The sequence below is a fragment of the bacterium genome, from assembly GCA_036524115.1.
Lineage (GTDB): Bacteria > JAUVQV01 > JAUVQV01 > JAUVQV01 > DATDCY01 > DATDCY01.
This window is the reverse complement of record DATDCY010000107.1, coordinates 1-16,384: the sequence shown is the minus strand read 5'-3', so window position 1 is coordinate 16,384 and position 16,384 is coordinate 1. Positions and strand designations below refer to the sequence as shown.

Genomic DNA, 16,384 nt, shown 5'->3' with positions numbered 1-16,384 from the left:
CCGGAAGTAGAACTGCGGCCGGTACCCGTTGAAGAACGGCGTGTGCCGCCCCCCCTCCTCCTTGCTCAGCACGTACACCGAGCCCTTGAACTTCGTGTGCGGCGTGATGCTCCCCGGCTTGGCCAGAACCATCCCGCGCTCAACCTCCTCGCGCTTGGTCCCCCGCAGCAGCACCCCGACGTTGTCCCCCGCGCGCCCCTCGTCCAGCAGCTTGCGGAACATCTCCACCCCCGTGGCCACCGTCTTGCGCGTCTCGGTCAGCCCCACGATCTCCACTTCCTCGCCGACCTTGATCACCCCGCGCTCGATGCGCCCCGTCACCACCGTCCCGCGACCGGAGATCGAGAACACGTCCTCCACCGACATCAAAAACGGCTTGTCCACCTCGCGCTGCGGCTCCGGAATGTAGCTGTCCAGCGCCTCCAGCAGCTCCCAGATGCACTTGCACTCCGGCGCGTCCGGATTGCCCGACTCCAGCGCCTTGAGCGCCGAGCCCCGGATGATCGGCGTCTTGTCCCCCGGGAACTTGTACTGCGTCAACAGCTCGCGCACCTCAAGCTCCACCAGGTCCAACAGCTCCGGATCGTCCACCATGTCCGTCTTGTTCAAAAACACGATGATGTACGGCACGCCCACCTGCCGCGCCAGAAGTATGTGCTCGCGCGTCTGCGGCATCGGCCCGTCCGCCGCCGACACCACCAGGATCGCCCCGTCCATCTGCGCCGCCCCCGTGATCATGTTCTTCACGTAGTCCGCGTGCCCCGGGCAATCCACGTGCGCGTAATGACGCTTCTCGCTCTGGTACTCCACGTGCGCGATCGCGATCGTGATCCCGCGCTCCTTCTCCTCCGGAGCCTTGTCGATCTGGTCGAACGGGATGTAGCTGGCCAGGCCCTTCTTCTCCAGCACCTCCGTGATCGCCGCCGTCAGCGTCGTCTTGCCGTGGTCCACGTGCCCGATCGTCCCCACGTTCAGGTGCGGCTTCGTCCTCTGAAACTTCTCCTTCGCCATGGCTCTCGCTCCTCCTTGACCGATCGACGCTTGTTGCCCCAGGCCCTCAGCGGGCCACGGGGGTCTGCACGCGCTCCAGCACCACGTCCGCGACGCCCTCGGGCACGCCCTCGTAGCGCGAGAACTGCATCGAGAACGTGGCCCGGCCCTGCGACAGCGACCGCAACGCGGTGGCATACCCGAACATCTGCGCCAGCGGCACCAGGGCCCGCACGACCTTGTAGGCGCCGCGCTCCTCGAACCCCTCGACCCGCCCGCGGCGGGCGTTCACGTCGCCGATGACCTCGCCGAGATGCTCCTCGGGGACGACGACCTCCAGGCTCATCACCGGCTCGAGCAACTGGGGCCGCGCGCGCAGCGCCGCCTCGCGGACCGCCAGCGACCCGGCGATCTTGAAGGCCATCTCCGAGGAGTCGACCTCGTGGAACGAGCCGTCGACGAGCCGCGCCGCCACGTCCACGATCGGGTAGCCGCCGAGCACGCCCTTGGCCAGGGCCTCCTCGACGCCCTTGCGCACCGCCGGCACGAACTCCCTGGGGATCACGCCGCCGACGATCGCGCTCTCGAAGGCGAACCCGGTGCCGCGCTCGCGCGGCGCCAGCTCGACCCAGGCGTGGCCGTACTGGCCGCGCCCGCCGCTCTGGCGGATGAAGCGCCCCTCGCCCCTGGCCGCCGCGCGCAGCGTCTCGCGGTAGGCGACCTGCGGCCGCCCGACGCTCGCCTCGACGCCGAACTCGCGCTTGAGCCGGTCGACGATGATCTCCAGGTGCAGCTCGCCCATCCCCGAGATGAGCGTCTGCCCGCTCTCCTCATCGACGCGCACCCGGAAGGTCGGGTCCTCGTGCTGCAGCTTGTGCAGCGCACCACCGAGCTTCTCCTCGTCGGCCTTGCTGCGCGGCTCGATGGCGATGGCGATCACCGGCTCGGGGAAGACGATCGACTCCAGCGCGATCGGCCGCTCGAGGTCGCAGAGCGTGTCCCCGGTGACCGTGTCGCGCAGGCCCACGACGGCGACGATGTCGCCGGCGCGCGCCTCCTTGATCTCCTCGCGCTTGTTCGCGTGCATCTGCAGCAGCCGGCCGACGCGCTCGCGGCGGTTGCGCCGCACGCTGAGCACCGCCCCGCCGGCGGCCAGGACGCCCGAGTAGACGCGCAGGAAGGTCAGCTGGCCGACGAACGGGTCGGTCAGGATCTTGAACGCCAGCGCCGCGAACGGCTCGCGGTCGTCCGCCCGCCGCTCGGCCCGCGCCCCGGTCGCCGGGTCCGTCCCCGCGATCGGCGGCACGTCCAGCGGGCTCGGCAGCAGGTCGACGACGGCGTCCAGCAGCGGCTGCACGCCCTTGTTGCGGAACGAGGCGCCGCAGAGCACGGGGGTGAGCGCCAGCGCGATCGTGCCCCGGCGCAGGCCGCGCAGGATCGCCTCCGCGGGCAGCGGCGCGCCCGCGAGGTAGGACTCCATGAGCGCGTCGTCGTGCTCGCAGGCCGCCTCGATCAGCCGCTCGCGCAGCTCGAGGCAGCGGGGACGCAGCTCCGCGGGCACCTCGTCCTCGCGCCACTGCGCGCCGAGGGTGTCCTCGTCCCAGATCAGCGCGCGCATCCGCACGAGGTCGACGACCCCGGCGAAGCGCTCCTCGGCGCCGAGCGGGTACTGCAGGGCGACGGGACGGGCCCCGAGGCGCTCGCGCATCGCGGCGAGCACGCGGTCGAAGTCCGCGCCGGTGCGGTCCATCTTATTGACGAAGGCCAGGCGGGGGACGTGGTACTTGTCGGCCTGGCGCCAGACGGTCTCGGACTGGGGCTCGACGCCGCCGACCGCGCAGAAAAGCGCGACCGCGCCGTCGAGAACGCGCAGGGAGCGCTCGACCTCGACGGTGAAGTCGACGTGCCCGGGGGTGTCGATGATGTTGATGCGGTGGCCGCGCCAGGAACAGGTGGTGGCCGCCGAGGTGATCGTGATGCCGCGCTCCTGCTCCTGCTCCATGTAGTCCATGGTCGCGGCGCCGTCATGGACCTCCCCCATGCGGTGGGAGACGCCGGTGTAGTAGAGGACGCGCTCGGTCGTGGTCGTCTTCCCGGCGTCGATGTGCGCCATGATCCCGATGTTCCGGGTCTCGCCGAGAGATACCTGCCGTGCCATGGTCGTAACCGTCCTCTCCCACCCTGCCAAAGAGCGAAAAATCAGTCCGCCGGTGCTGCCGCGCTACCAGCGGTAGTGCGCGAAGGCCTTGTTCGCCTCCGCCATCTTGTGCGTGTCCTCCCGCTTCTTCACCGCGTTCCCCGCGCCGCGGAACGCGTCGATCAGCTCGCTCGCGAACTTCTCGGCCATCGTCTTGTCCGCCCGCTCGCGGGCGTACGAGGTGAGCCAGCGCAGCGCCAGCGCGATGCGCCGCTCCTGGCGCACGTCGACCGGCACCTGGTAGGTCGAGCCGCCGACCCGGCGGGACTTGACCTCGACGACCGGCTTGACGTTGTCGACGGCCTTCTGGAAGACCTTGAGCGGCTCCTCGTTGGTCTTCGCCGCGATGATCTCCATCGCGTCGTAGAAGATGTGCTCCGCGGTGCTCTTCTTGCCCTCCTGCATGATGACGTTCACGCAGCGGGTCACGAGCTTCGAGCGGTAGATCGGGTCCGGGATCGGCTCCCGCTTGGCCGGCACTCGCCTTCTCGGCATGGTCGCTCCTCCCCTAGCCCTTCGGCCGCTTGGCGCCGTACTTCGAGCGCGCCTGCTTGCGGTCGGCGACCCCGAGGGAGTCGAGCGTGCCGCGCACGATGTGGTAGCGGACGCCGGGGAGGTCCTTGACCCGGCCGCCGCGGATGAGCACGATCGAGTGCTCCTGCAGGTTGTGGCCGACGCCCGGGATGTAGGCCGTGACCTCCATCGCGTTCGTCAGGCGCACGCGGGCGACCTTGCGGAGCGCGGAGTTGGGCTTCTTCGGCGTCGTGGTGTAGACGCGGATGCACACCCCGCGCTTCTGCGGGCAGGACTTGAGCGCCGGCGACGCCGTCTTCTGGCGCACCGTGTCCCGCCCCTTGCGAACCAACTGCATCAGTGTCGGCATACTGTCCCCATTCCCATGTGCGAGGAAAACTTGCGCAGCATACGCAGGTTCACCCCTCCTGTCAAGCGGTTAATGCGCCAGGTGCACGAAAGCGGCCTCTAGGCGGCCGGCTCCTCGGGCAGCCCCTCCTCCGGCTGCGGCTCGGGCTCGGCGCCCTCGCCCTCCGGCGGCTCGCCCTCGCCGGTGTAGCGGGCGAAGCCGGTGCCGGCCGGGATGAGCCGGCCCATGATCACGTTCTCCTTGAGGCCGCGCAGCCGGTCGACCTTGCCGGCGATCGCCGCCTCGGTCAGCACCCGCGTCGTCTCCTGGAAGGAGGCCGCCGAGATGAAGCTCTCCGTGGACAGCGAGGCGCGGGTGATCCCGAGCAGGATCGGGTGGCTCGTCGCGGGACGCCCCCCGGACTCCAGGACCTTGCGGTTCTCCTCCTCGAAGCCGAAGCGGTCGACCTGCTCGCCGACGATGAACTCCGAGTCGCCGACGTCGTCGACCATGACCTTGCGCAGCATCTGGCGCACGATGATCTCGATGTGCTTGTCGTTGATCTTCACGCCCTGGAGGCTGTAGACCTGCTGCACCTCGCTCACGAGGTACTTCTGCAGCTCCTTGACGCCGAGGACCGAGAGGATGTCGTGCGGGTTCGCCGAGCCCTCCATGAGCGCCTCGCCGGCGCGCACCTGGTCGCCGTCGTGGACGTGCAGCGGCTTGCCCTTGGGGATGAGGTACTCCTTGGCCAGGCCCTCCTCCCCCTCGACGACCACCTTGCGGAAGCCCTTGGCGAAGCCGCCGAGGACGACCTTGCCGTTGATCTCGGAGATGACCGCCTGCTCCTTGGGCTTTCTCGCCTCGAAGAGCTCGGCGACGCGGGGCAGACCGCCGGTGATGTCCTTGGTCTTGGTGGTCTCGCGCGGGATCTTCGCGATGACGTCGCCGGGCGCGACCTCGTCGCCCTCGGCCACCATGATGTTCGCCCCGGCCGGCAGCAGGTAGCGGCCGGCGGTCTTCCCGGCGGCGTCCTTGATCGAGACGCGCGGGCGCACGTCGGTGTCGGAGGTCTCGATGATGACCTTGCGCGCCAGGCCCGTGGCGGAGTCGACCTCCTCCTTGACCGTGACGCCCTCGAGGATGTCGCCGAACTTGACCTTGCCGCCCGCCTCCGTGACGATCGGGTTCGTGTAGGAGTCCCACTCCACGAGCAGGCTGTTCTTCGCGACGCTCTCGCCGTCGCGGGCGCGGATCGTGGCCCCGTAGACGACCGGGTAGATCTCCTTCTTCTCGACCCGCTTCTTGCCCTCGTGCTCGACCGAGACGACCTCGACGCTGCCGTTGCGGTTCATCGCGACGTTGAAGCCCTCGCGGTTCGCGATCGTGCGCAGGCCGACGTAGGTCACCTTGCCGCCGTTGCGCGTGACGTGGTTGCTCTTCTCGACGACGCGGGCCGTGCCGCCGATGTGGAAGGTCCGCATCGTCAGCTGGGTGCCCGGCTCGCCGATCGACTGCGCCGCGACGACGCCGACCGCCTCGCCGAGCTTGACCAGCTCGCCGCGGGAGAGGTCGCGCCCGTAGCACATCGCGCAGGTGCCGCTCTGGGTCTCGCAGGTCAGCACCGAGCGGATGCGCACCTTCTCGAGGCCCATGTCCTCGATCTTCTCGCCGATCTCCTCATCGATGAGGGTGTTCGCCGCGACGATGACCTCGCCGGAGTCCGGGTCGGTGATGTCGTCGAGCGTCACGCGGCCGAGGATGCGCTCCTTGAGCGGCTCGATGATCTCGCCGCCCTCGACAAGCGCCGAGACGACGATGCCGTCGAGCGTGCCGCAGTCCGGCACGGTGACGATCATGTCCTGGGCGACGTCCACGAGCCGGCGCGTGAGGTAGCCGGAGTTGGCCGTCTTGAGCGCGGTGTCCGCGAGCCCCTTGCGCGCCCCGTGCGTCGAGGTGAAGTACTCGAGGACGGTGAGGCCCTCGCGGAAGTTGGCGATGATCGGCGTCTCGATGATCTCGCCCGAGGGCTTGGCCATCAGGCCGCGCATGCCGGCGAGCTGGCGGATCTGCTGCGTGCTGCCGCGCGCCCCGGAGTCGACCATCATGAAGATCGGGTTGAAGCCGGCGGCGCGGCCGTGCGCGAGCGCGGCGCCCTTCTGCTTGAGCGGCTGCTCCTCCTTCTGCAGCTCGGTGAGCAGCGCGCCGGCGACCTGCTCGGTGGCCTGCGCCCAGACGTCGATGACCTTGTTGTACTTCTCGCCGCGGGTGATGAGCCCCTCGGCGTACTGGCCCTCGACCTCCTCGACCGACTTGAGCGCGGCGTCGACGACCTCCTTCTTGCGGTCCGGGATCTGCATGTCGTCGATCGCGATCGAGATGCCCGCGCTGCTGGCGTAGCGGTAGCCGGTGGCCTTGAGCAGGTCGAGCAGCGCGATCGTGCGCTCGCGGCCCAGGCGGCGGAAGGAGACGTCGATGAGCGCCGCCAGCTCCTTCTTCTTCATGAGCTTGTTCACCAGCTCGAAGGGCAGCTCGGCGGGGAGGATCTCGGCGAGGATGACGCGCCCCGCCGTGGTGTCGACCATGGCGCCGTCGATGCGCACGCGGATCTTCTCGTGCAGCGAGACCACGCCGTGGTCGTAGGCGCGGCGCACCTCGAGCCGGTCGGCGAACCGCCGCGGCTCCGCGGCCGGCTCGACGAGCTTCGTCAGGTAGTAGCAGCCGAGCACGATGTCCTGCGAGGGCACCGCCAGCGGCTTGCCGGAGGCCGGGGAGAGGATGTTGTTCGAGCTGAGCATCAGCTCGCGGGCCTCCTTCTGGGACTCCTCGGAGAGCGGCACGTGCACGGCCATCTGGTCGCCGTCGAAGTCGGCGTTGAAGGCCGAGCAGACCAGCGGGTGCAGGCGGATCGCCTTGCCCTCGATGAGCTGCGGCCAGAAGGCCTGGATGCCGAGGCGGTGCAGCGTCGGGGCGCGGTTGAGCATGACCGGGTGCTGCCTGGTCACCTCCTCGAGCGCGTCCCAGACCTCCGGCACCTCCTTCTCGACCATCTTCTTGGCGCTCTTGAGCGTGGTCGCCAGGCCGTTCTGCTCGAGCTTGTGGTAGATGAAGGGCTTGAACAGCTCGAGCGCCATCTTCTTCGGCAGCCCGCACTGGTCGATGCGCAGCTCGGGGCCGACGACGATGACCGAGCGGCCGGAGTAGTCGACGCGCTTGCCGAGCAGGTTCTGGCGGAAGCGCCCCTGCTTGCCCTTGAGCATGTCGCTCAGCGACTTGAGCGGGCGCTTGTTCGGCCCCCGGATGACCCGGCCGCGCCGCCCGTTGTCGAAGAGCGCGTCGACCGCCTCCTGGAGCATGCGCTTCTCGTTGCGGATGATGATGTCCGGGGCCCGCAGCTCGAGCAGCCGCTTGAGGCGGTTGTTGCGGTTGATCACCCGGCGGTAGAGGTCGTTGAGGTCCGAGGTCGCGAACCTGCCGCCGTCGAGCGGCACCAGCGGGCGCAGCTCCGGCGGGATGACGGCGATGACGTCCGAGATCATCCACTCCGGCTTGCAGCCACTCTTGCGGAAGGCCTCGACGACCTTGAGCCGCTTGATGATCTTCTTGCGCGCCGCGGCGGAGCTGGCCTCGAGCATCTTGGCGCGCAGCTCGTCGCCGAGGGTGTCGATGTCGACGGCCTTGAGCAGCTCCTTGATGGCCTCGGCGCCCATGCCGGCCTTGAAAGCCGCGCCGAACTCCGCGTGCAGCTGCCGGTAGCGGTCGTCCGGGATGAGCTCCTTCTCCTTGAGCCCCGTCGGGCCCGGGTCGATCACGATGTACGACTCGAAGTAGAGCACCCGCTCCAGGTCGCGCAGGGTCACGTTGAGGATCGTGCCGATGCGCGAGGGCAGGCTCTTGAAGAACCAGACGTGCGAGACCGGGCTCGCCAGCTCGATGTGCCCCATGCGCTCGCGGCGCACCTTGGACTGGATGACCTCGACGCCGCACTTGTCGCAGACGACGCCGCGGTGCTTCATGCGCTTGTACTTGCCGCAGTTGCACTCCCAGTCCTTCGTCGGGCCGAAGATCTTCGCGCAGAACAGCCCGTCGCGCTCCGGCTTGAAGGTGCGGTAGTTGATGGTCTCGGGCTTCTTGACCTCGCCGTGCGACCAGGAGCGGATCTTGTCCGGCGAGGCCAGCGCGATGCGGATGCCGCTGTACTGCGTCGGGTCCTTGTGCTTCTCGAACAAACTAAAGAGGCTGTCCAATCGACTGCCCTCCTTGGTGCGTTGCGCGCTCTCTCACGATCCCCTGCCGCCGGTGCGCCGCCGCTACTCCATGAGCTCGACGTCGAGGCCGAGGCCCTGGAGCTCCTTGACCAGGACGTTGAACGACTCCGGCAGGCCGGCCTGGTGCGCGTTGCGCCCCTTGACGATGGACTCGTAGACCTTGGTCCGCCCGACGACGTCGTCGGACTTCACCGTCAGGATCTCCTGGAGCGTGTAGGCCGCGCCGTAGGCCTCGAGCGCCCAGACCTCCATCTCGCCGAAGCGCTGGCCGCCGAACTGCGCCTTGCCGCCCAGCGGCTGCTGCGTCACGAGGCTGTAGGGGCCGATGGAGCGGGCGTGGATCTTGTCGTCGACGAGGTGGTGCAGCTTGAGCATGTAGAGGCAGCCGACCGTGACCTCCTGGTCGTAGGCCGAGCCGGTGCGCCCGTCGTAGAGGACCGTCTTGCCGCTCGTCGCGAAGCCGGCGTCCGCGAGCAGCGCCTTGATCTCGGCCTCGGTGGCGCCGTCGAAGACGGGGGTCGCCATGTGGACGCCCCGCTGCAGCGAGCGGGCGAACGCCATGAGCTCCTCCTTGTCCATGCGCTCGATGACCTCGACCGGCTCCTTCGAGCGCGCGGCCGCCCGGCCGTCGTCGCCGAAGATCTTCTTCAGGCGCGCCCTGAGCTCCGCGACCGTCGCCTTCTCGGCGAGCGCGGCCACCTGCTCGCCGAGGCCCTTGGCGGCCCAGCCGAGGTGCGTCTCGAGGATCTGCCCGACGTTCATGCGGGAGGGGACGCCGAGCGGGTTGAGCACGATGTCCACCGGCCGGCCGTCGGGCAGGTACGGCATGTCCTCGGCCGGGACGATGGTGGAGACGACGCCCTTGTTGCCGTGGCGGCCGGCCATCTTGTCCCCGACCGCGATCTTGCGCTTGATCGCCACGTAGACCTTGACGAGCATGATCACGCCGGGGGGCAGCTCGTCGCCCTTCTTCAGCCGGCCGACGCGCTCCTCGTGCAGGGCCCGCAGGACCGCGATCTGCTCCTCGGCCTCCTCGTGCACGCGGGCGATCTCGTCGCGCAGCGACTCCTCCTTGAAGACCTTGGGCTGGAGCAGCGGCGCGAGGTCGGCCTCGAGGAGGATCTCCTCGGTGAGCTTCTCGCCGACCTTGCAGACGACCTTGCGCGAGGCGCGCCCGACGAGCCGCTTCGGCGAGGCCTTGCCGGCGAAGACGCCGACGAGCCGCCGCGCCTCCTTGTCGCGCACGAGGGCGATCTCGTCGGCGAGGTCGTGCTTGAAGCGGGCGACCTCCTCCTCCTCGATGGCCTTGGCGCGCTCGTCCTTGGTCGCGCCGCGGCGCGAGAAGACCTTGACGTCGACGACGGTGCCCTCGATGCCCGGAGGCGTCACGAGCGAGGAGTCGCGCACGTCGCCGGCCTTCTCGCCGAAGATCGCGCGCAGCAGCTTCTCCTCGGGGGTCAGCTGGGTCTCGCCCTTGGGCGTGACCTTGCCGACGAGGATGTCGCCGGGCTTGACCTCGGCGGCGATGCGGATGATCCCCGACTCGTCCAGGTTGCGCAGCGCCTCCTCGGAGACGTTCGGGATGTCGCGGGTGATCTCCTCCTTGCCGAGCTTGGTGTCGCGGGCCTCGACCTCGAACTCCTCGATGTGCACCGAGGTGAAGACGTCGTCGCGCACGAGCCGCTCCGAGACGATGATCGCGTCCTCGAAGTTGTAGCCGTGCCAGGGCATGAAGGCCACGACCACGTTGCGCCCGAGCGCGAGTTCGCCGCGGTCGGTTGCCGGGCCGTCGGCGAGCGGGTCGCCCTTCATCACCGCCTGGCCCTCGCGCACGATCGGCCGCTGGTTGACGCAGGTGTTCTGGTTCGAGCGGCGGTACTTGACGAGGTTGAAGACCTCGATGCGGTCGGCCTTCGAGCCGGGCTCGGCGTCGCCGCGCAGCACGATGCGCTTGGCGTCGACCTTCTCGACCACGCCGTCGAACGGCGCCGTGACCGTGACGCCCGAGTCGCGCGCCGCGATCCCCTCGATGCCGGTGCCGACCAGCGGCGCCTCCGAGACGAGCACGGGCACGGCCTGGCGCTGCATGTTCGAGCCCATGAGGGCGCGGTTGGCGTCGTCGTGCTCGAGGAAGGGGATGAGCGCCGTCGCCACCGAGACGATCTGCTTGGGCGAGACGTCCATGAGCTGGACCTCGTCCGGCGGCGCGAGCACGAACTCGCCGCTGCGCCGCGCCGAGACGCGCGCCGTGCTGAAGCGGTTGGCGGCGTCCAGCGGCGTGTTCGCCTGGGCGATCACGTGCTGGTCCTCCTCGTCCGCGGTCAGGAAGCGCACCTCGTCGGTGACGCGGCTGTCCTTGACGATGCGGTACGGCGTCTCGATGAAGCCGTACTCGTTGACGCGCGCGAAGGTCGAGAGCGAGGTGATGAGCCCGATGTTCGGGCCTTCCGGCGTCTCGATCGGGCAGACGCGGCCGTAGTGCGTCGGGTGCACGTCGCGCACCTCGAAGCCGGCGCGCTCGCGCGTCAGGCCGCCGGGGCCGAGCGCCGAGAGCCGGCGCTTGTGGGTGACCTCGGCCAGCGGGTTGGTCTGGTCCATGAACTGGGAGAGCTGGCTGGAGCCGAAGAACTCCTTGATCGCGGCGTCCACCGGGCGGGCGTTGACCAGGTCGTGCGGCGTGAGCTGCTCGACCTCCTGCACCGCCATCCGCTCCTTCAGCGCGCGCTCCATGCGCACGAGGCCGATGCGGAACTGGTTCTCGAGCAGCTCGCCGATGGACTTGACGCGGCGGTTGCCGAGGTGGTCGACGTCGTCGGGGCGGCCCTGGCCGGCGTTGATGCGGATGAGCCGGCGCAGCGTCTCGATGATGTCGTCGCGCGTGAGCACGCGCACGTCCTTCTCCACGCGGCCCTGGAGCAGGAGCTTCGTCGTGAGCTTCATGCGCCCGACCGGCGAGAGGTCGTAGCGCTTGGGGTTGAAGAAGAGGTTCTCGAAGAAGACGCGCGAGGTCTCGAGCGTCGGCGGCTCGCCCGGCCGCATCTTCTTGTAGATCTCGACGAGCGCCTCGTCGGTCGAGCGGATCGCGTCGATCTCGAGGGTGTCGCGCAGGTGGCTCGTCGTGTGCAGCCCGTCGATGGCGAGCAGCTCGAGCGTGGCGATCTTCCTCTCGCGGATCTTCTGCAGGTCGGCCTCGCCGATCGCGACGTTGCCGCCGAGGAGCGCCTCGCCGCCGGCCGGGTCGGCCACCTCGCGGGCGGTGAACTGCCCGACGAGCTCCTCGGGCGCCAGGGGGATCTGCTCGACGCCGCTGGCCTTGAGCTTCTTGAGCAGCGCACCGCTGAGCTTGTGGCCCTCCTTGACGAGGACCTCCTTCGTCTTGGGGTGCGCGATCGCGCGCTTGAGCTTGTGCCCCTGGTGCAGCTCGGGGTCGAGCCGCTTGGAGAAGGCGCCGGTCTCGGCCTGGGTGACGATCTCGCGCCGGTAGAAGGTGTCGAGGATCTCCTGGCGGGTGAAGCCCATGGCCTGGAGGAAGGTCGTGGCGAGGAACTTGCGGCGCCGGTCGATGCGCGCGTAGAGCACGTCCTTGGCGTCGAACTCGAAGTCCAGCCAGGAGCCGCGGTAGGGGATCATCCGCGCCGCGTACAGCGTGCGCACGACGGGCCCGGTCTTGCTCTTCTCGGAGTCGAAGAAGACGCCCGGGGACTTGTGCATCTGGCTCACGACGACGCGCTCGGTGCCGTTGATGATGAAGGTGCCCGTCGGGGTCATCAGCGGCAGCTCGCCGAAGTAGACCTCCTGCTCCTTCATGTCCTTGACGGTCTTCTTGCCGGCGGCGTCTTTCTGGTAGAGCACGAGCCGGATGGTGACCTTCAGGGGGGCCGAGAGGGTCATGCCCCGCTCGCGGCACTCGTCCGCCGAGTACTTCGGGTCCCCGATCATGTAGCGCACGTACTCCAGCGCCGCGACCCCCTTGAAGTCCTGGATCGGGAAGACGCTGTGGAACACGGCCTGCAGACCGAGGTTCTCCCGCTTCTCGGGCGCCACGTCCTTCTGGAGGAAGCGGTCGTAGGAGCTCGTCTGGATCCCGAGCAGGTACGGCACCTCGATGAAGGGCGGGATCTTGGAGAACTCCCGCCGCGGGTGCGTGCCGAAGCTCCTTCTTTTTTTCATTACTCTCCCTCGCTCACAATGACCTCAGAGCCTGATGCGCCCGACAGGCCCGGCCGCTGCCGTGCCGGGCGCCTCATTTTCCGGATGCCTCCGACAGCGGCTCGCCTCGTCGGATCCGGGACGACCGGGGGCCCGCCCGGCTACTTGACCTGGACCTGCGCGCCGACCTCCTCGAGGGCCTTCTTGATCGCCTCGGCCTCCTCCTTGGAGACCTTCTCCTTGACGGGCTTCGGCGCCTCGTCGACGACCGCCTTGGCCTCCTTCAGGCCGAGCCCGGTCTTCTCGCGCACGACCTTGATCACCTTGATCTTCTCGGCGCCGGCCGCCATGAGCATGACGTCGAACTCGGTCTGCTCGGCGGGCGCCGCAGCGGCCGCCGCCGGGCCCGCGCCGGCCGCCATCATGGCGACCGGGGCCGCCGCGGAGACGCCGAACTTCTCCTCGAGCTCCTTGACGAAGCCCGCCAGCTCCAGGACGGTCATGTTCTCGATGAAGGCGACAACCTGCTCTTTCGTGATCGTGGACATCTTCGTTCTCTCCCTTTTCTCAGCAGCCGGCCGCCGCGTTCTGCCGCGGCGCGCCGGCCGTCCGTTGCGATTGTGCCGCGGCCGCTAGGCCGCGCTCTTCTCCTTCGCCTGGCGCACCGCCTCGAGCGCGTAGACGAGCTTGCGGATGTTGCCCTGGCAGACGCTGACGAACCCGCGCAGCGGGCTGACCATGCTGCCGACCGCCCGTCCGAGCAGCACCGCGCGCGGCGGCAGCTCGGAGATCTGGCGGATCTCCGCGGCCGTCACGGCGCGGCCGTCGACCACGCCGCCCTTGAGCACGAACGGCTGGATGTCCTTGTCCGCCGCCGCGAGGACCTTGGTCAGCTCGACGACGTCGGCGCCGCCGAGGAACAGCGCGTTCGGGCCCTTGGCGCCCGCCGCGACCGGCTCCTGCGGCTGACCGGCCACCGCCCGGCGCAGGAAGGTGTTCTTCACCACCTGCATCGCGCCGTCGGCCTTGCGGACCTTGACGCGCAGGTCGGTGACCTGCTCGACCGTCATGCCGCGGTACTCCGCGAGGAAGAGGTTCGGCCGGCTGGCGATCTCCGCCTGCAGCCGCTCCACCGTCTCGACTTTCTCCTGACGCTTCACGTGTCTTTACCCCCTTTCCCTGGAAAGATCGGCCGGAGTCTCTCTGCCAGGGATGGTCACTGATCGGAGAAGAAGGTCTCGCGACGCCATCTTCCGTCTCGGCGGGCGGCCGGGCTCCCCCCGGCCATTACCTCCCCCGTGGCGGGGGAGACCAGCTGTCTGTGACATCTCGGGCGCGTCCTGCCTCCGTCTTGCCGTAGCGCGAGCGGAGCCCCCTAGTGGGCCCCGCCGAACTGCCCCACGTCGAGCTTCACCCCCGGACCGATCGTGGTCGAGAGGGCGACGCCCTTGAGGTACTGCCCCTTGCTCGTGGCCGGCTTGGCCTTGAGCACGCTGTCCATGAAGGCGCGGATGTTGTCCACGAGCTTCGCGTCGTCGAAGGACTTGCGGCCGACGCCGGCGTGCACGATGCCGGCCTTCTCCGCGCGGTACTCGGCGCGGCCGGCCTTGACCTCCTGGATCGCGCGCGCCACGTCGAAGGTCACGGTGCCGAGCTTGGGGTTGGGCATCAGGCCGCGGGGGCCGAGCACCTTCCCGAGCCGCCCGACCTGGCCCATCATGTCCGGGGTCGCGATCACCTTGTCGAAGTCCATGAAGCCGCCCTGGATCTTCTCGACCAGCTCGTCGCCGCCGTACTCGTCGGCGCCGGCGTCGCGGGCCTCGTTGGCCTTGTCGCCCTTGGCGAAGACCAGGACGCGGACCTTCCGGCCCAGGCCGTGCGGCAGGACCACCGAGCCGCGCACGAGCTGGTCGGTCTTCTTCGCGTCGATGCCGAGGCGGATCGAGATCTCGACCGCCTCGTCGTACTTGGCGTAGGCGAGCTTCTTCACCAGCGCCACCGCCTCCTCGAGGCCGTAGCGCTTCTCGCGGTCGACGCCCGCGAGCGCCGCGCGGTACTTCTTGCCGTGCTGTGCCATCCGTCTCTCCTCCCGGTAGTGCGAGCGCCCCCGGTGTGCCGCCGGCAGGCTCCTACCGTCGCTTGAGGCGCGCCGCGCGCGGGGCCGATCCCCGCCTTGGTGCGCGCCCCCGGTTCGCTACTGCGTGACCTCGAGGCCCATGCTCCGCGCGGTGCCCTCGACGGTCTTGATCGCCCCGGCGAGGTCCTTCGCGTTGAGGTCGGGCAGCTTCTGGCGCGCGATGTCCTCGACCTGCTTCTTCGTGACCGAACCGACCTTCTCGCGCCCGGTCGTCCCCGAGCCCTTGACCAGGCCGGCGGCCTTCTTGAGCAGCACCGCCGCCGGCGGCGTCTTCTGGATGAAGGAGAAGGAGCGGTCGGAGTAGACCGTGATGATCACCGGGATGACCATCCCCTCCTCCTTCGCGGTCGCCGCGTTGAAGGCCTTGCAGAACTCCATGATGTTGACGCCGTGCTGCGAGAGCGCCGGCCCGACGGGCGGGGAGGGGTTGGCCTTGCCCGCCTGGAGCTGCAGCTTGACTTTCGCCGTCTCTTTCTTCGCCATTGCTTCGCCTTTCTCTCCTTCGTCCCCGCCGCGGCGGGCGCTAGACCCGCTCCACCTGGAGGTAGTCGAGCTCGACCGGCGTCGACCGGCCGAAGATGCTGACCATCACGCGCAGCTTGCCGCGCTCCTCGTTGACCGTGTCCACCGACCCCGTGAAGTTCGTGAACGGCCCGTCGGTGATCCGCACGCTCTCGCCGATGCGGAAGCGCACGCGCGGCTTGGGACCCTCCTCCGCGCTCGTGGCCTTGATGATCTCCTGGACCTCCGCCTCGCTCAGCGGCGTCGGGTGGGTGCGCCCGCCGACGAAGCCCGTGATGCGCGGGGTCTCCTGCACGAGGTGCCAGGTCTCGTCGTTGAGCTCCATCTTCACCAGGATGTAGCCGGGGAAGATCTTGCGCTCGGAGACGCGGCGCTTGCCCTTCTTGAGCTCGACGATCTCCTCGGAGGGCACGAGCACCTCCGCGATCTTCTCCGCCCACCCGGCGGCCGCCATGCGCTCGAGCAGGCTCTCGCGCACCTTGGCCTCGAAGCCCGAGTAGGTGTGGATGACGTACCAGCGCTGTTCGACCGCCGTGCCCACCGCTTCGCTCATGCCGCTTTCCCGCTCCTCTATTCCTCTTTCGCCGCCGGCGCAGCGCCCTACTTCATGATCCCGCCGACGATCCGGGCGAGGACGATGTCGACGATCCCGAGGAAGAAGGCCACGATGAACGAGACCGTGATCACCACGACGGTGGCGGACACGGTCTGCTGGCGCGTCGGCCAGCTGACCTTCTTCAGCTCGACGCTCACTTCCTGGAAGAACACCTTGATCTTCTCAAGCATCTTCAGTCTCGTCCCGTTCCGGGCTGCCGGCCCCGTCGACCAGGGCCGCCGCCCCGCTACCGGCCGGCCTCCGGCGATATCTGGCAGGCCAGGAGGGATTCGAACCCCCAACCCGCGGATTTGGAGTCCGCTGCTCTAGCCGTTAGAGCTACTGGCCTACGCACGTCTACTTGCCTTCCTTGTGCGGCGTGTGCTTCCGGCAGAAGGGGCAGTACTTGCTCAGCTCCAGCTTCCCCGGCGTCGTCTTCTTGTTCTTGCTGGTGCGGTAGTTGCGCTGCTTGCAGGTGCCGCACACCAAGGTGATGTTCTCGCGCATGTGCCTCTCCCGGCCCTACTGGATGATCTCGGAGACGACGCCGGCGCCCACCGTGCGCCCGCCCTCGCGGATCGCGAAGCGCAGCTCCTTCTCCATCGCGATCGGCGCGATCAGCTCGCCCGTGATCTCCACGTTGTCCCCCGGCATCACCATCTCC

Annotated in this window: 14 protein-coding genes and 1 tRNA gene; all 15 read right to left on the bottom strand. The window is 68.9% G+C overall.

Going from position 1 to position 16,384, the window contains the following annotated elements:
- The coding region (gene tuf, locus VI078_04975; protein ID HEY5998640.1) for an elongation factor Tu at nucleotides 1-1,011 on the bottom strand (1,011 nt) is incomplete at its 3' end.
- Nucleotides 1,012-1,057: 46 nt separating this feature from the next.
- The gene (fusA, locus tag VI078_04970; protein HEY5998639.1) at nucleotides 1,058-3,148 is read right to left on the bottom strand and encodes an elongation factor G; all 2,091 of its coding nucleotides are present in this window, start codon (nucleotides 3,146-3,148) and stop codon (nucleotides 1,058-1,060) included.
- Between the two features lie 63 nt (nucleotides 3,149-3,211).
- Nucleotides 3,212-3,682, bottom strand: a complete 471-nt coding sequence (gene rpsG, locus VI078_04965) for a 30S ribosomal protein S7 (GenBank protein HEY5998638.1) — start codon at nucleotides 3,680-3,682, stop codon at nucleotides 3,212-3,214.
- A 13-nt stretch (nucleotides 3,683-3,695) separates the two neighbouring features.
- On the bottom strand, nucleotides 3,696-4,070 hold the full coding sequence (rpsL, locus tag VI078_04960; GenBank protein HEY5998637.1) for a 30S ribosomal protein S12: 375 nt from the start codon (nucleotides 4,068-4,070) through the stop codon (nucleotides 3,696-3,698).
- A 98-nt stretch (nucleotides 4,071-4,168) separates the two neighbouring features.
- Nucleotides 4,169-8,296, bottom strand: coding sequence for a DNA-directed RNA polymerase subunit beta' (gene rpoC / locus VI078_04955; protein ID HEY5998636.1), 4,128 nt, complete (start codon nucleotides 8,294-8,296; stop codon nucleotides 4,169-4,171).
- Between the two features lie 63 nt (nucleotides 8,297-8,359).
- Nucleotides 8,360-12,487, bottom strand: coding sequence for a DNA-directed RNA polymerase subunit beta (rpoB, locus tag VI078_04950; GenBank protein HEY5998635.1), 4,128 nt, complete (start codon nucleotides 12,485-12,487; stop codon nucleotides 8,360-8,362).
- A 140-nt stretch (nucleotides 12,488-12,627) separates the two neighbouring features.
- Nucleotides 12,628-13,014: a 50S ribosomal protein L7/L12 gene (gene rplL, locus VI078_04945; protein HEY5998634.1), complete on the bottom strand. Its 387-nt coding sequence runs from the start codon at nucleotides 13,012-13,014 to the stop codon at nucleotides 12,628-12,630.
- Between the two features lie 84 nt (nucleotides 13,015-13,098).
- Nucleotides 13,099-13,626 carry a 50S ribosomal protein L10 gene (rplJ, locus tag VI078_04940; protein ID HEY5998633.1) on the bottom strand — a complete coding sequence of 176 codons (528 nt, stop codon included), beginning with the start codon at nucleotides 13,624-13,626 and terminating at the stop codon, nucleotides 13,099-13,101.
- Nucleotides 13,627-13,841: 215 nt separating this feature from the next.
- Nucleotides 13,842-14,543: a 50S ribosomal protein L1 gene (rplA, locus tag VI078_04935; protein ID HEY5998632.1), complete on the bottom strand. Its 702-nt coding sequence runs from the start codon at nucleotides 14,541-14,543 to the stop codon at nucleotides 13,842-13,844.
- Between the two features lie 117 nt (nucleotides 14,544-14,660).
- On the bottom strand, nucleotides 14,661-15,086 hold the full coding sequence (gene rplK, locus VI078_04930; protein ID HEY5998631.1) for a 50S ribosomal protein L11: 426 nt from the start codon (nucleotides 15,084-15,086) through the stop codon (nucleotides 14,661-14,663).
- Between the two features lie 40 nt (nucleotides 15,087-15,126).
- Nucleotides 15,127-15,678, bottom strand: a complete 552-nt coding sequence (nusG, locus tag VI078_04925) for a transcription termination/antitermination protein NusG (protein ID HEY5998630.1) — start codon at nucleotides 15,676-15,678, stop codon at nucleotides 15,127-15,129.
- 47 nt (nucleotides 15,679-15,725) lie between these two features.
- A complete protein-coding gene (gene secE / locus VI078_04920; GenBank protein ID HEY5998629.1) occupies nucleotides 15,726-15,911 on the bottom strand; it encodes a preprotein translocase subunit SecE in 186 nt (61 codons plus the stop codon).
- Nucleotides 15,912-15,992: 81 nt separating this feature from the next.
- A tRNA-Trp gene (locus VI078_04915) sits at nucleotides 15,993-16,069 on the bottom strand.
- An 8-nt stretch (nucleotides 16,070-16,077) separates the two neighbouring features.
- Nucleotides 16,078-16,227 carry a 50S ribosomal protein L33 gene (gene rpmG, locus VI078_04910; protein ID HEY5998628.1) on the bottom strand — a complete coding sequence of 50 codons (150 nt, stop codon included), beginning with the start codon at nucleotides 16,225-16,227 and terminating at the stop codon, nucleotides 16,078-16,080.
- 15 nt (nucleotides 16,228-16,242) lie between these two features.
- The coding region (tuf, locus tag VI078_04905; protein HEY5998627.1) for an elongation factor Tu at nucleotides 16,243-16,384 on the bottom strand (142 nt) is incomplete at its 5' end.